12 protein-coding genes and 2 tRNA genes are annotated in these 14,950 nt (G+C 44.7%); 11 read left to right on the top strand and 3 right to left on the bottom strand.

Annotation, left to right across the window (positions count from 1 at the left end; translation table 11 throughout):
* On the bottom strand, window positions 1–1,431 hold the full coding sequence (gene dacB, locus VIB_RS01530; protein WP_004394175.1) for a serine-type D-Ala-D-Ala carboxypeptidase: 1,431 nt from the start codon (window positions 1,429–1,431) through the stop codon (window positions 1–3).
* A 115-nt stretch (window positions 1,432–1,546) separates the two neighbouring features.
* Window positions 1,547–2,530: a porin gene (locus tag VIB_RS01525; protein WP_004394174.1), complete on the bottom strand. Its 984-nt coding sequence runs from the start codon at window positions 2,528–2,530 to the stop codon at window positions 1,547–1,549.
* Window positions 2,531–3,095: 565 nt separating this feature from the next.
* Here VIB_RS01525 and greA point away from each other — a divergent pair.
* The gene (gene greA, locus VIB_RS01520; protein WP_004394173.1) at window positions 3,096–3,569 is read left to right on the top strand and encodes a transcription elongation factor GreA; all 474 of its coding nucleotides are present in this window, start codon (window positions 3,096–3,098) and stop codon (window positions 3,567–3,569) included.
* 151 nt (window positions 3,570–3,720) lie between these two features.
* Here greA and yhbY read toward each other — a convergent pair whose 3' ends face one another.
* The gene (gene yhbY / locus VIB_RS01515; protein ID WP_040903858.1) at window positions 3,721–4,017 is read right to left on the bottom strand and encodes a ribosome assembly RNA-binding protein YhbY; all 297 of its coding nucleotides are present in this window, start codon (window positions 4,015–4,017) and stop codon (window positions 3,721–3,723) included.
* 118 nt (window positions 4,018–4,135) lie between these two features.
* On the opposite strand from yhbY, the gene rlmE reads away from it, so the two are divergent.
* From rlmE to infB, 10 genes are all read left to right on the top strand, one after another.
* Window positions 4,136–4,765, top strand: coding sequence for a 23S rRNA (uridine(2552)-2'-O)-methyltransferase RlmE (gene rlmE, locus VIB_RS01510; RefSeq protein WP_004394171.1), 630 nt, complete (start codon window positions 4,136–4,138; stop codon window positions 4,763–4,765).
* Between the two features lie 98 nt (window positions 4,766–4,863).
* The gene (gene ftsH, locus VIB_RS01505) at window positions 4,864–6,807 is read left to right on the top strand and encodes an ATP-dependent zinc metalloprotease FtsH (protein WP_040903794.1); all 1,944 of its coding nucleotides are present in this window, start codon (window positions 4,864–4,866) and stop codon (window positions 6,805–6,807) included.
* A gap of 174 nt (window positions 6,808–6,981) precedes the next feature.
* Entirely contained in the window at window positions 6,982–7,818 is an 837-nt protein-coding gene (gene folP, locus VIB_RS01500; protein ID WP_004394168.1) for a dihydropteroate synthase, read from the top strand.
* A 9-nt stretch (window positions 7,819–7,827) separates the two neighbouring features.
* Window positions 7,828–9,168 carry a phosphoglucosamine mutase gene (gene glmM / locus VIB_RS01495; protein WP_004394166.1) on the top strand — a complete coding sequence of 447 codons (1,341 nt, stop codon included), beginning with the start codon at window positions 7,828–7,830 and terminating at the stop codon, window positions 9,166–9,168.
* Window positions 9,169–9,424: 256 nt separating this feature from the next.
* Entirely contained in the window at window positions 9,425–9,760 is a 336-nt protein-coding gene (secG, locus tag VIB_RS01490) for a preprotein translocase subunit SecG (protein WP_040903793.1), read from the top strand.
* A gap of 26 nt (window positions 9,761–9,786) precedes the next feature.
* Window positions 9,787–9,870: transfer RNA gene (locus VIB_RS01485), tRNA-Leu, on the top strand.
* Between the two features lie 55 nt (window positions 9,871–9,925).
* A tRNA-Met gene (locus VIB_RS01480) sits at window positions 9,926–10,002 on the top strand.
* 206 nt (window positions 10,003–10,208) lie between these two features.
* A complete protein-coding gene (gene rimP / locus VIB_RS01475) occupies window positions 10,209–10,664 on the top strand; it encodes a ribosome maturation factor RimP (protein ID WP_004394162.1) in 456 nt (151 codons plus the stop codon).
* Window positions 10,665–10,699: 35 nt separating this feature from the next.
* Window positions 10,700–12,187, top strand: a complete 1,488-nt coding sequence (nusA, locus tag VIB_RS01470; RefSeq protein ID WP_004394160.1) for a transcription termination factor NusA — start codon at window positions 10,700–10,702, stop codon at window positions 12,185–12,187.
* Window positions 12,188–12,209: 22 nt separating this feature from the next.
* Entirely contained in the window at window positions 12,210–14,912 is a 2,703-nt protein-coding gene (gene infB / locus VIB_RS01465) for a translation initiation factor IF-2 (RefSeq protein ID WP_004394157.1), read from the top strand.
* Window positions 14,913–14,950 lie beyond the last annotated feature (38 nt).

Genomic DNA, 14,950 nt, shown 5'->3' with positions numbered 1-14,950 from the left:
TTATTGGCCGTGAGCCATGTTAATCACATCTTGATAGAAACGTAGCTCAAATTGGGTAATGGGTGGTTCTATCGGTAAGTGAGCATTGGCAGTGGATGGGAAATAATCCGTCACGTACTGAATAAATAGGCTTAGTGGTTTACCTTGCTCATTGACAACAAAACCCGCCATGTTATGTGTGCCGTATAACGAGCCACTTTTGGCGATAAGCTGACCTCGTACGCTACTATGACGCATACTACGACGATAGAGTAAAGTTCCACTCTCTCCGGCCGTTGGCAGCAAACTCAATAACGATAATTGCTGATCGTGAGCAGCCAAATAGGCAAGGATTTGACGCATCGACTCTAAGCGTAAGCGGTTATTACGTGATAACCCTGAGCCATCGACTAACTGAGCATCTTGCAAATCAATTCCGGTGTTGGCAAAGATAATTTGTTTCATGGCTTCAGTGCCATTAGCAAAGCTTCCGGGCTGCAAAAAAAAGTGCTGGCCTAAGGTTTTGGTGAGAGAGTCAGCAATCAAGTTATTCGAGTCTTGGAGCATGATTTTGAGCAGTTCAGGCAGTGCTGCCGAGCGATGTATCGCAATACTCGCCATAGTCTGTATTTCTGGAGGCTGACCGATTTTTATATCGCCTTCTAAATGGATGCCAAGTTGTCGTAGCAGTTGATGAATGACGCGTTGAGCGTAGAGTTCAGGATTTTGTACGGCAAAGCGAAGCGGTAGTGGTTGCTCACGTTCCGCTAAACAGCCTGACAATTGATAATGATTGTTAGGCGTGGCGATTAACTCTAAATCACAATGTAAGCTTTGCTGCAGAGCTTGAGAGACCGTTTTAGCCTCACTACTGACATGAACCGGGTAATGAGGGGGAACATAAACTCGAGTAGAACCGTTATCTTGGGTATAAATCGACGCTTGAATACAGTTGCCATCAAGATTAACCGCGCTGACCGGAGCGCTATAACACACGCCAAGACTATCCCAAGGCCAACCTACCGCTCGTTGATAACCACTGAATTGACTGATGTCGAGCCAGATATCTCCGCTAATCTTGCGACCGTGTTTAGAGCGATATTGACTGAATAATTGACGTAAGTTGGCGGTAGTTAAAGTTGGATCGCCAGAAAAAATCAAGGCCAGCTGATTGTTATCAGCACGTAACTCGGTGGTAAAACGAAATTGCTCACCGAGTTCGAGTTGGCTCGCCAAAGCCGTAATGATTTTTAAGGTGCTGGCAGGTGGGAAATACCCATCGGTGTATTGGTTAACGGTTTGCTGTTCATTGAGTAATTGGCTGATTAAACCGCTGCGAGTACCTGTTGGCAGTTGTGCTTTTGCTTGCTCAAAGTCTGCCCAAACGGGGAGCACGATAAACAGGTAAGACAACATGAAAATAGAGGAAAGACGGCGCCATAGACAATGCATAAACAATCGACAATCAATCAAACAGGAAGGCAAGTATAGCCAGAGAATAAAACGCCTGCTAGTGCGCAGGCGTTTGGAGTGTTAATTAAGCATCATTATGCGTAATTAGGGCGACTTAGAAGTCGTAACGTAGACCTAGAGCTAGCTCATCTTCAGCGTTCACTTTACCTACTTTATCTGAATCTAGCAGGTTAAAGTTGTATGAGATGTAAGAACGGAAGTTAGGCTTGAAGAAGTAAGTTGCATCGATAGCAATGCTATCAGCTTCGTCAGTTTTTTGACCTGAAGTTTTAGACTCTAAGTAGTTGTAAGAAGTCGTAAATACAGTTTGTTGCATCGTGTATTTAGCGGCTAACTCATAACCAGTTTTGTCTTTTTTGTTAACGCCACTCTTGTCTTGACCATCAACGTAAGTACCGGCAAAGTACAAATCGTTGATCGCGTAAGAGGCCGCTAGCATCCACTGATCAGCTTTGTCTTGATCGGCGTAACCAGCACCAACAGCAAAGCCAGTGTCAGCAAATGCATAAATTGCAGAGAGTGAGTAACCATCTTGGTTATTGTCACCAAAATTTACCCCTTCTACACGGTCAGCAAAACGGTAGCTGGCTTTTACTGCAAGATCATCAAATTGACCCGCGTAAGTCAGCATGTTGTCAGCACGGTCAGCAACGGTCAGTTTGTAAGCCGCTTTATTACCGTGGTAAGCCATGATATCGGTAAAGTCAGTGATCACACCTAGTGCGCCGTCATTTTTACCGTAAGTCACTAGACCAAAATCACCGCCGATACCAGCAAAAGCGTAACGGTTAGTTAGGTCATTACTTCCTTTATCTACTTCACCGCCTTTATCAGCTGTAGTGAATTCACCTTCGTAGAAACCAAGACCATACAGGCTGTCATTGATTTGAGTTTTGCCCAGTACATTGATACGTACACGTGAAGCATCTTCTGCTTTACCATCTTTTAGAGATAGACGAGCTTCAGCACGGCCACCTAGCGCAAGCGAAGTTCCATCTTGGTTGTAAATTTCACCAGCATTAACGCCAGCGGTCATTGCGGCAGCTGAAACTGCTAGAGCAATCAGAGTTTTGTTCATTTTATTAAGTCCTAATTTACTGTCCATAAATTGTTATCGGCGACATAACAGCGTTTGAAAGCGATGGTTCAAATCATTGATATGTGCAACGAACAACCAATGTTTCTACTCGTGTGACTTCAAAGAAGTGAACCCACAGGTGAAACATTCGACCTATTCGTGTCTACCTTTGTAACTGCAAAGTTCCGTTATCCGTTAGTAAAATGATATAAATTCCAGTAATGAACAGTGTTTTATTGCGATGTAAAAAATATCAAACCTTTGATTTTAATTCACTTTATAGGTTTTTGGTCGCTGGTCTGACCGTTGTTTCTAAGTGGGTTATTTAGATTTTTTTAGTCATTTTGAATGTTTTTTAACTAGGTTGGTGTGTGGGATGGATCACATTAAATTTACCTCATTGTGCCTAATCTCAATTTTTGATCGCAATGATTGAATTTGGATGATTTCATCGTCATGTTTGTTTACACTGATAAGTATGCATTCAAAGACGACTACCTGACCCCCTTATCGGGTTGGGTAGTTTTGTATTGTCCAAAGATAGTTTTGGCATAGAGGTAATAAGATGGAAAAAGTTCCAATGACCGTACGCGGTGAAAAATTGCTGCGTGATGAACTTGAGCGACTACTTAAGCTGCGTCCAAAAATCACTCAAGCGATTGCTGAAGCTCGTGAATTAGGTGATTTAAAAGAGAATGCCGAATATCATGCCGCTCGAGAAGAGCAAGGGATCTGCGAAGCTCAGATTCGCGATATCGAATATAAATTATCGGTAGCTCAAGTGATTGATATCGCAAAGATAGAAAACACAGGAAAAGTGATTTTTGGTTCGACAGTGAGCTTGATTGATGTCGATACTGATGAAGAGAAGCGTTATCAAATCGTGGGTGATGATGAAGCGGAAATCAAAGCAGGACGCATTTCAGTCAGTTCACCGATTGCTCGTGGGTTAATTGGTAAAATGGAAGGTGACGAAGTCACCATCTCGACCCCAGGCGGTGATAAAGTCTTTGAAATAGACAAGGTTGATTATCTGTAAATCGAGCTGAGACACTATTGAGATTAACCGTCGAGAGGTATTTCGTAGTGTGTACCGAGTGTTTAACAGAAACAACAATAAAAAGGTCGCCCAAGGCGACCTTTTTATAAGCTTAAGTAGCGATGCTCGCATACTTATCGAACGGAGCAATTTATTTGCGGGGTAATTCGATTTTACGCTGCTCAGATGGGCGGTAAAGGACCAAGGTTTTACCAATGACTTGGACTTTTTCTGCACCCGTTTCACGAACGATCGCATCAACAATCAATAGTTTCGTTTCACGGTCTTCTGATACTACCTTGACTTTAATGAGTTCATGATAGTTAAGCGCAATTTCGATTTCTGCCAAAACAGCTTCGGTGAGGCCATTGGCACCCATCAATACTACTGGGTTTAAGTGGTGAGCCAATCCTTTCAGGTGCTGCTTTTGTTTGTTGCTTAGATTCATTACGCGACCAAATTTATTAATATTAGGGTTGAAAACCACCATTTTAGCGCCATCTACTCAGGAAGACTATATTTTCTACAAGACTTTCTCGAATAGAAGCACCTTAGTTAGGTATCGAATGAGTAAACAGAAACATTCCGCGAGTTCTTCTCGTTGGTTGAAAGAGCATTTTGATGACATCTATGTTCATGAAGCAAAAAAGAAAGGTTATCGTTCACGTGCGATTTTTAAGCTAAAAGAGATCCAAAGTAAGGATAAGTTACTGCGTACTGGTATGACCGTCGTTGATTTAGGGGCTGCGCCCGGTGGTTGGTCACAATATGCGGCTAGTATTGTTGGTGATACAGGACAGGTCATTGCTTGTGACATTTTGCCGATGGATTCGATTGCCGGTGTCTCTTTTTTACAAGGTGACTTCCGAGAAGAGAGCGTTCTGGCTGCATTAATCGAACGTATTCAACCAGATATGGTTGATGTGGTGATGTCTGATATGGCCCCTAATATGGCCGGAAATAATTCAGTGGATCAACCAAGAGCGATGTATCTGGTGGAATTAGCATTAGATATGTGTCGACAAGTTCTTATCCCTAATGGTAGTTTTGTGGTCAAAGTGTTCCAGGGCGAAGGTTTTGATCATTATGTCCAAGAGGTACGTAGTATGTTCAAGGCGGTCAAAATTCGTAAACCAGATTCTTCAAGAGCACGCTCTCGAGAGGTTTATGTTGTTGCCACTGGTTACAAAGGTTAACTATTTGCCTTTATCGGTGAGAGTTAACACTATAGCTACAGCCTACAAACTGTAGTACCCTACCTTTAATTACAACTAGTTATCGCGAGGCTTGCACCTTGAGTGACATGGCAAAAAATCTAATACTGTGGCTGGTTATCGCCGTTGTGCTGATGTCGGTTTTCCAGAGCTTTGGCCCTGGTGACAGCAGCGGAAGAACAGTGGACTACAACTACACCACATTCGTACAAGAAGTTGGTCAAGGCCAAATTCAGGAAGCTCAATTCAAGAACAGCGAAATTACCTTTACTCGCCGTGGTAGTAACAGTCGATTCGTTACTTACATGCCAGTATATGATCAAAAGCTGCTTGATGATCTGATTAATCAAAACGTAAGAGTACAAGGAACACCACCAGAAGAACAAAGTCTGCTTGGAACCATCTTTATCTCTTGGTTCCCAATGATATTGCTAATTGGGGTGTGGATTTTCTTCATGCGTCAAATGCAGGGCGGCGGTGGCAAAGGCGCCATGTCCTTCGGCAAAAGTAAAGCTCGGATGATGAGTGAAGAGCAGATTAAAACGAATTTTACTGACGTTGCTGGCTGTGATGAAGCGAAAGAAGACGTCAAAGAATTGGTTGATTATCTGCGCGATCCTAGTCGATTCCAGAAGTTGGGTGGTAAAATCCCAACGGGTGTGTTGATGGTTGGTCCCCCTGGTACGGGTAAAACCTTGCTGGCTAAAGCAATTGCTGGTGAAGCCAAGGTGCCTTTTTTCACTATCTCTGGTTCTGACTTCGTTGAAATGTTTGTCGGTGTTGGTGCATCGCGCGTGCGCGACATGTTTGAGCAAGCTAAAAAAGCCTCGCCTTGTATCATTTTTATCGATGAAATTGATGCGGTCGGTCGTCAGCGTGGTGCTGGTGTCGGCGGTGGTCACGATGAACGTGAACAAACCTTAAACCAAATGTTGGTTGAGATGGACGGTTTTGAAGGTAACGAAGGCGTTATCGTTATTGCCGCAACTAACCGTCCTGATGTATTGGACCCTGCATTATTACGTCCAGGTCGTTTCGACCGCCAAGTTGTCGTTGGTTTACCTGATGTTCGTGGTCGTGAGCAAATCTTAAAAGTTCACATGCGTAAAGTCCCATTAGCGAATGATGTGCAACCGTCGTTGATTGCTCGTGGTACACCGGGCTTCTCGGGGGCAGATTTAGCCAACCTCGTCAATGAAGCGGCACTATTTGCGGCTCGTGGTAATAAACGCAATGTGTCTATGGTTGAGTTTGAACTGGCTAAAGACAAAATCATGATGGGTGCAGAGCGCCGCTCAATGGTGATGTCTGAAGAGACGAAAGCATCAACGGCTTATCACGAGGCTGGCCACGCGATTGTTGGGCGTTTAGTCCCTGAACATGATCCGGTGTACAAAGTTTCTATTATCCCTCGCGGAAGAGCGTTGGGTGTGACTATGTACTTACCAGAACAAGATCGTGTCAGCATGTCTAAGCAACATCTAGAATCGATGATATCCAGTCTTTATGGCGGCCGTCTTGCTGAAGAGCTGATTTATGGTGCTGATAACGTTTCTACTGGAGCTTCGAATGACATTGAGCGAGCCACAGCGATTGCTCGCAAGATGGTCACTCAATGGGGTTTTTCAGAGAAACTCGGTCCTCTTCTCTATGCAGAAGATGAAGGTGAAGTGTTCTTAGGTCGTAGTGTGACACAAACTAAGCACGTTTCTGAAGATACTGCCAAGCTGATTGATGATGAAGTTCGTAAGATCATTGACCGTAACTATGATCGTGCCCGTGAGATCCTTGAGAAAAACATGGATATTATGCACGCGATGAAAGACGCACTGATGAAATATGAAACCATCGATGCAGGACAGATTGATGATTTGATGGCTCGTAAATCGGAGATTCGTGAACCTGCTGGTTGGGCCGATCAGGCTGCTAGAGCCACTCAAGATAATGTTGAGCCAGAGTCTACCGCTTCTGCAGAATCTGATGTGGAAACTCCACCAGCTTCAGAACACAAAGATAAAGATTAACGTTTTATCTGATAATCAAACCCCGACTTGTTCGGGGTTTTTTACTTACTGGCGAACACGTTTTGGATTGCCATTTCGATGAATAAGTTATTTATCGTTTTGCTATAACTCTTGAGCTTAGTGAGTGATAGGGGTAACGTATTCTTTGTTAATCCATTCTATATTCAGAGGCTTATGAAAATTCAAACCACAACCAAACAGCTTCAGCTTGACCAGCCTCAAGTGATGGGAATACTGAATACGACCCCAGACTCTTTTTCTGACGGTGGTCAATACACCACTGTACAGCGTGCACTTTTACGAGCCAAACAGATGATTGATGCCGGAGTCAGCATTATTGATATCGGTGGTGAATCGACACGTCCGGGGGCGCCAGAGGTATCGCTCGCCGAAGAGCTTGGACGAGTGATCCCGGTTATTCAGGCTATCCGCCATCATTATCCTGAAATTTGGATATCGATTGATACCAGTAAAGCGGAAGTTATGCGTCAGGCGGTACAAGCGGGCGCTGATTTAATTAATGATGTACGAGCGTTACAAGAGCCGGGGGCTTTGCAAGCCGCCGCCGATGCCCAAGTGCCAGTGTGTATTATGCATATGAAAGGCCAGCCAAGAACGATGCAAATCGCTCCTGAATATGATGATATTTTAAAAGAGGTGGATGAATTTTTAGTCGAGCGTATTGCCGCATGTGAGAAAGCGGGGATCCTACGCCAGAATATTATTCTGGATCCTGGATTTGGTTTTGGTAAATCACTGGAACACAATTATCATCTGTTAGCGAATTTAGAGGCCTTTCACCATTTTGGTTTGCCTTTACTGGCTGGAATGTCTCGTAAATCAATGTTGTTTAAACCATTAGGTAAAAAGCCGGCACAATGCATGGTGGCGAGCGTGACGAGCGCAACATTAGCGGCTTTAAAAGGTGCGCAGATTCTTCGCGTACATGATGTTGAACAAACCGTAGAAGCATTGACGATCATACAAATGATGCAGCGTCATAAACATTAAGGAAGTATTATGTCTAACACTAGACGTTATTTTGGCACCGATGGTATTCGAGGCCGAGTTGGTGAGTATCCAATCACGCCTGATTTTGTTTTAAAACTTGGTTGGGCTGCGGGGCGTGTGTTGGCTCAGCAAGGCACCAAAAAAGTGATTATCGGTAAAGACACGCGAATTTCAGGTTATATGCTGGAGTCTGCATTAGAAGCAGGTCTAGCTGCTGCCGGGTTAAAAGCGATTTTCACTGGGCCAATGCCGACGCCTGCCGTTGCTTATCTTACCCAAACTTTTCGCGCCGAAGCGGGGATTGTGATTTCTGCATCGCATAACCCTTATTATGACAATGGCATCAAATTCTTCTCTTCTGCTGGGACTAAATTACCCGATGAACTGGAATTGGCTATCGAGGCTGAATTAGATAAACCGATTGAATGTGTTGAATCGGCTGAGTTGGGTAAAGCGACTCGTTTGGTCGATGCTGCTGGCCGTTATATCGAATTTTGCAAAAGTACTTTTCCTTCCACACTTAGTCTATCTGGTTTAAAAATCGTGGTCGATTGCGCTCATGGGGCAACCTACCATATCGCCCCTAATGTTTTTAAAGAGCTAGGTGCAGAAGTGGTCTCCATCGGCACTGAGCCGAATGGTTTAAACATCAACGATCAGGTGGGTGCGACCGATGTTCGTGCCTTGCAACAGAAAGTGGTGGCTGAGCAAGCCGATTTAGGGCTGGCTTTTGATGGTGATGGTGATCGAATCATCATGGTTGATCATTTGGGGCATAAAATCGATGGCGATCAGATAGCTTATATCATTGCTCGTGATGCTCTGCGCCGAGGTGAGCTGAAAGGTGGGGTGGTTGGCACCCTGATGACGAATTTAGGCATGGAAAATGGCTTAAAGCAGCTAGGTATTCCATTTGTCCGCGCAGCGGTCGGTGATCGCTATGTAATGGAAAAACTGCTCGAAAAAGGGTGGAAAATTGGTGCTGAAAATTCAGGGCATGTGATTTTACTCGACAAAGTCACGACTGGAGATGCCATTGTTGCCGCGTTGCAAGTGTTAGCCTCGGTTATTGACAGTAATTTGTCTTTATATGAATTATCGCAAGGTATGACTCTCTATCCACAAGTGTTAGAAAATGTTCGCTTTAGTGGGCAGAGCAAACCTCTTGAATCGACAGCGGTATTGGCGGCGGTAAAGCAGGTTGAATCTCAGCTCGGTGATAAAGGACGGGTACTGTTACGTGCGTCGGGCACCGAGCCTCTTATTCGAGTGATGGTAGAGGGCGAAGATGCCCAGTTAGTACAAGCATCAGCGTTAGAGATTGCGGCGGCGGTCAAAGCCAATTGCTAAGTTTTTAGCGTCTTTTTCTCTATTTTTTAATGGCGACCAATGTTAATAAATAGAGAGAATAGCGTTATCAATGCCGATTGTTGAGCCTTTTTTGACCGTTTGATTGATAAAAAAGACTTTTTTGCTAAATACCTCTTGTCAGCGAAACGGGCATTCGTTAGTATTGCGTCCGCCCTCGATGAGGAGGTCGCTAGCCTTGTTTAAGTCGCATGATTGAACGGCGCTGGCTCAACAATTTGGAACATAGGTGGAAGCAATGTTTACAGTTCTACTTGTGATTTACCTGTTGGCAGCGGTTGGTATTATCGGCCTAGTGTTGATTCAACAAGGTAAAGGCGCAGATATGGGAGCCTCATTCGGTGCCGGTGCTTCAAACACAGTGTTTGGTGCTGGTGGCTCAGGTAACTTTTTAACCCGAATGACTGCAGTTTTTGCAACCGCATTTTTTGTTATTAGCTTGGTGTTAGGCAATATGTCTACACACAAAACCGAATCACAATGGGTTGACCCGTTACAAGGTCATGTGGTCGAGCAAGCTGATAACTCAGTGAGTGATATTCCAGCCCCTAAAGGCGATGAGATTCCTCGCTAAACTTATCAAAAGATAAGTCAGGTTATGCCGAGATGGTGAAATTGGTAGACACACTAGCATGAGGTGCTAGCGCCTATGGTGTGAGGGTTCGAGTCCCTCTCTCGGCACCATTATTTACAAACTTGTAAATCACCTTGTAGCGCGTATAATTGCTTACAAGTCGGACGCGGGGTGGAGCAGCTTGGTAGCTCGTCGGGCTCATAACCCGAAGGTCGTCGGTTCAAATCCGGCCCCCGCAACCATTTACCTAAGTGGTAAATTGATGCAAGTTTGGCAGTGTTAACCTCACTGCAGTTGAGAATAATTTCTCAATTTATCAGGGTCCAGCAACAAAAAACCCCGACTTTCGGGGTTTTTTGTTATCTGAATTTCATCATGAAAATTTCAGGTGCTTGCTTGGAATTTAAATTGGGCTCTATGCCCTTTTTTTGTTTCTGGAGTGGTTTAAATGACTGGTTTAGAAAGACAACTTACTGAAATGCTTGAAGCGCCAGTAGCGGCAACAGGTTATGAATTAGTTGGATTAGAATTTGTGCGTGCTGGTGAACATTCAACACTGCGTATCTATATTGATCATGAAAATGGCATCACCGTTGATGCTTGTGCTGAAGTTAGTCACCAAGTCAGTGCGGTACTGGACGTTGAAGACCCGATCACGGTCGCTTACAACTTAGAAGTATCCTCGCCTGGTTTGGAAAGACCACTCTTTAAAGCAGCACATTACGAGCAGTTTATAGGTCACGAGGTCAGCATTGTCTTAAAAATGGCTGTTGCTAATCGCCGTAAATGGAAAGGTATTATCCATGCGGTTGAAGGCGAAACGGTCACCGTTATTGCTGATGGGCAAGAAGAATATTTCGCCCTGAGTAATATTGCCAAAGCTAACCTGATCCCTAAATTTTAGTTCTCCTAGAGAATAGAGCTTAAGAGGCTATAACAATGAGTAAAGAAATTTTAGCGGTCGTTGAGGCGGTTTCTAATGAGAAAGCGGTACCTCGTGAACGTATTTTTGAAGCGTTAGAGACAGCTTTGGCTACGTCGACCAAGAAAAAACACGAAATGGAAATTGAGGTTCGTGTTGCTATCGACCGTAAAACGGGTGAGTTTGAAACTTTCCGTCGTTGGTTAGTGGTTGAAAACGTTGAGCATCCAACCAAAGAGATCTCGTTTGATGCGGCGAATTATGATGATGAAACGGTTCAGTTGGGTGATTACATTGAAGATCAAATTGAGTCAGTGACTTTTGATCGCATTACCACTCAAACTGCTAAGCAAGTGATCGTACAGAAAGTCCGTGAAGCCGAACGTGCGCAAATTGTTGAACAGTTTATCGATAACGAAGGTGAGCTTGTCACTGGCGTGGTTAAGAAAGTTAACCGCGATAGCGTGATTGTTGATTTGGGTAATAACGCGGAAGCGGTAATTCTACGTGAAGACCAATTACCACGTGAAAACTTCCGCTCAGGTGACCGAGTGCGTGGTTTGCTCTTTAAAGTGGCACCTGAAGCTCGTGGTTTCCAACTGTTTATTACGCGCTCTAAACCGGAAATGCTTGCTGAACTCTTCCGTGTTGAAGTTCCAGAAATTGGCGAAGAGATGATCGAGCTAAAAGGCGCGGCACGTGATCCTGGTTCTCGCGCTAAAATCGCGGTGAAAAGTAACGATAAGCGCATCGACCCTGTCGGTGCTTGCGTAGGTATGCGTGGTGCACGTGTACAAGCGGTGTCTAGTGAGCTTGGTGGTGAGCGTATCGATATCGTGCTGTGGGATGATAACCCTGCGCAGTTCGTTATCAATGCGATGGCTCCTGCTGATGTTGCTTCGATCATTGTTGATGAAGACGCCCACTCAATGGATATTGCTGTTGAAGCCGATAATTTAGCTCAAGCGATTGGTCGCAATGGTCAAAACGTCCGCTTAGCCTCTCAACTTACTGGTTGGGAACTGAACGTGATGACGGTTGCAGATTTACAGAAAAAACATCAAGAAGAATCAACCGCCTCTATCGAGAAATTTATGAAGTACCTCGATATTGAGCAAGATTTTGCCGAGATGTTAGTAGAAGAAGGCTTCTCTACGTTAGAAGAGATAGCTTATGTTCCAGTAAGCGAGTTGCTTGAAATCGATGGTCTGAATGAAGAGATCATCGAAGAAATACGCGCTCGTGCCAAAGAGGCATTAACGACGATTGCCCTAACGCAAGAAGAGTCATTTGAAGGGCTTGAGCCAGCAGATGATCTGCTTGGTTTAGCTGGTTTAGAGCGTGATATGGCATTTAAATTGGCAGCGAAAGGAGTAGCAACTCTGGAAGATCTCGCTGACCAAGGCATCGACGATCTTGAAGGTATTGAAGGCCTAACCGAAGAGCGTGCGGGCGAATTAATTATGGCGGCTCGCAATATTTGTTGGTTTGGCGAAGACGCATAGTTTCAGCAGGGGAGGAAGCGGCATGACACAACTTACAGTTAAAGCACTGAGTGAAGAAATTGGTACGCCAGTTGACCGCTTATTAGAACAGCTTGCTGATGCAGGTATGGAAAAAGCGGGTTCAGATCATGTAAGTGAAGAAGAGAAACAAAAACTTCTTACTCATTTGCGTAAAGAACATGGTGAAGGTTCTGAGCCGACTCGTTTAACCCTCCAGCGTAAAACCCGCAGCACACTGAGTGTGAATGCCGGTGGTGGTAAAAGTAAGAATGTTCAGGTTGAAGTGCGCAAAAAACGGACGTATGTTAAGCGCAGTGTAATTGAAGATGATGCTAAACGTGAAGCTGAAGAAGCAGCGCAACGTGAAGCAGAAGAAAAAGCCAAACGTGAAGCCGAAGCAGCATTGAAACGTGAGGCTGAAGAAAAGGCTGCACGTGAAGCGCAAGAGAAAGCTCAGCGTGAAGCAGAAGAGAAGGCGAAGCGTGAAGCCGAAGAAGCTCAACGTGATGTACCGGTTGAAGTCAATCAAGCAAAACGTGAGCGTTCTGCACAAGATAAATCAAAGCAAGAAGCAGCACGAAAAGAGGCCGAACAATTAAAACGCCGCCAAGAAGAAGAGGCTCAGCGTAAAATTGAAGAGGAAAGTCAGCGTCAGCTAGAGATAGCACGCGAGTTGGCCGAAAAAAATAAAGATCGCTGGTCTGCTGAAGAAGAGAAAAAAGGCAATATGCAAGAAGATACAGATTACCATCTAACCACCTCAACTCATGCACGTGAGGCGGAAGATGAAGCAGACCGTCGTGAAGAAGGCGCTCGTCGTGCAGCCAAATTGAAAAAGACCAAATTATCCTCACGTGATGATAAACAAGAGCGTGGTTCACGTACTCGTGGCGGTAAAGCGGGACGTAAAGGTCGAATTAACAAACCTACATCAATGCAACATGGCTTCGATAAGAGCGCCGTTGTTGCTAAATCAGACGTTGTGATTGGTGAAACCATCGTAATTTCTGAGCTAGCCAATAAGATGTCGGTAAAAGCCACCGAAGTCATCAAAGTGATGATGAAAATGGGCGCTATGGCTACCATCAACCAAGTGATTGACCAAGAAACGGCTCAATTAGTGGCAGAAGAGATGGGACATAAAGTTATTTTGCGTAAAGAAAATGAGCTAGAAGAAGCCATTCTTTCTGATCGTGATAATAAGTTTGAACTGGTTTCTCGTGCTCCTGTCGTAACGATTATGGGCCACGTTGACCATGGTAAAACGTCAACGCTTGACTATATTCGTCGTACTCACGTGGCTGATGCCGAAGCGGGTGGTATTACCCAGCATATCGGTGCTTACCATGTAGAAACGCCTAATGGTATGATTACCTTCCTTGATACTCCGGGACACGCTGCGTTTACTTCAATGCGTGCTCGTGGTGCTCAAGCAACGGATATCGTTGTGTTGGTTGTTGCTGCAGATGATGGCGTAATGCCTCAAACGGTAGAAGCGATTCAGCATGCGAAAGCGGCAGGGGTTCCTCTTATCGTTGCGGTCAACAAAATCGATAAAGAAGCGGCTAATCCAGATAACGTGAAAAATGAGCTTGCTCAGTACGATATCATGCCTGAAGAGTGGGGCGGCGAAAACATGTTCGTCCATATCTCTGCTAAACAAGGCACCAATATTGATGGCTTACTTGAAGCGATTCTTCTACAAGCAGAAGTGCTTGAGTTGAAAGCCGTTAAAGAAGGTATGGCGTCAGGCGTGGTGATTGAATCTCGCTTAGATAAAGGCCGTGGCCCAGTCGCGACTGTGTTGGTTCAATCGGGTACCTTGAATAAAGGCGACATCGTTTTATGTGGTCAGGAATATGGCCGTGTACGTGCGATGCGTGATGAAGTGGGTAACGAGATTGAGCATGCTGGCCCATCAATTCCAGTTGAGATCCTCGGTTTATCTGGCGTTCCTTCTGCTGGTGATGAAGCAACCGTGGTTCGTGATGAGCGTAAAGCTCGTGAAGTGGCTAACTATCGTCAAGGTAAATTCCGTGATGTTAAACTCGCTCGTCAACAGAAGTCTAAACTTGAGAACATGTTCTCAAATATGGCGGCCGGTGATGTTGCTGAGTTGAACGTGGTACTGAAAGCCGACGTACAAGGTTCTGTAGAAGCGATTGCTGAATCACTGAAAAAACTATCAACTGATGAAGTTAAAGTGAACATTGTCGGTTCTGGTGTTGGCGGTATTACGGAAACGGATGCGGTATTAGCGGCAGCATCTAACGCTATCGTGGTTGGTTTTAACGTGCGTGCCGATGCCTCTGCTCGTCGTACGATTGAAGATGAAAATATCGATCTGCGTTACTACTCGATCATTTACCAATTGATCGATGAAGTGAAGCAAGCGATGAGCGGTATGCTTGCCCCTGAATTTAAGCAAGAGATCATTGGTCTTGCTCAAGTACGTGATGTCTTCAAATCACCAAAACTGGGTGCGATTGCTGGCTGTATGGTAACGGAAGGTACCATTAAGCGTAACAGTCCAATCCGTGTTCTACGTGATAACGTGGTTATTTATGAAGGCGAGCTTGAATCACTACGTCGTTTTAAAGATGATGTAGCTGAAGTTAAGAATGGTTACGAATGTGGTATCGGCGTTAAAAACTATAACGACGTACGCGTTGGTGACCAGATCGAAGTCTTTGAAATCGTTGAGATCCAGCGTACCATCGACTAGCAACTAAAATTGCATTTACGGTAATGTTAGGTTGTTGA

The sequence above is a fragment of the Vibrio metschnikovii CIP 69.14 genome (assembly GCF_000176155.1).
Taxonomy (GTDB): domain Bacteria; phylum Pseudomonadota; class Gammaproteobacteria; order Enterobacterales; family Vibrionaceae; genus Vibrio; species Vibrio metschnikovii.
This window is presented reverse-complemented; position numbering and strand designations above follow the sequence as displayed.

Coding starts and splice junctions, on each gene's coding strand:
- dacB (WP_004394175.1), bottom strand. CDS start 1,431: ATGCATTGTCTATGGCGCCGTCTTTCCTCTATTTTCATGTTGTCTTAC.
- VIB_RS01525 (WP_004394174.1), bottom strand. CDS start 2,530: ATGAACAAAACTCTGATTGCTCTAGCAGTTTCAGCTGCCGCAATGACC.
- greA (WP_004394173.1), top strand. CDS start 3,096: ATGGAAAAAGTTCCAATGACCGTACGCGGTGAAAAATTGCTGCGTGAT.
- yhbY (WP_040903858.1), bottom strand. CDS start 4,017: ATGAATCTAAGCAACAAACAAAAGCAGCACCTGAAAGGATTGGCTCAC.
- rlmE (WP_004394171.1), top strand. CDS start 4,136: ATGAGTAAACAGAAACATTCCGCGAGTTCTTCTCGTTGGTTGAAAGAG.
- folP (WP_004394168.1), top strand. CDS start 6,982: ATGAAAATTCAAACCACAACCAAACAGCTTCAGCTTGACCAGCCTCAA.
- glmM (WP_004394166.1), top strand. CDS start 7,828: ATGTCTAACACTAGACGTTATTTTGGCACCGATGGTATTCGAGGCCGA.
- secG (WP_040903793.1), top strand. CDS start 9,425: ATGTTTACAGTTCTACTTGTGATTTACCTGTTGGCAGCGGTTGGTATT.
- rimP (WP_004394162.1), top strand. CDS start 10,209: ATGACTGGTTTAGAAAGACAACTTACTGAAATGCTTGAAGCGCCAGTA.
- nusA (WP_004394160.1), top strand. CDS start 10,700: ATGAGTAAAGAAATTTTAGCGGTCGTTGAGGCGGTTTCTAATGAGAAA.
- infB (WP_004394157.1), top strand. CDS start 12,210: ATGACACAACTTACAGTTAAAGCACTGAGTGAAGAAATTGGTACGCCA.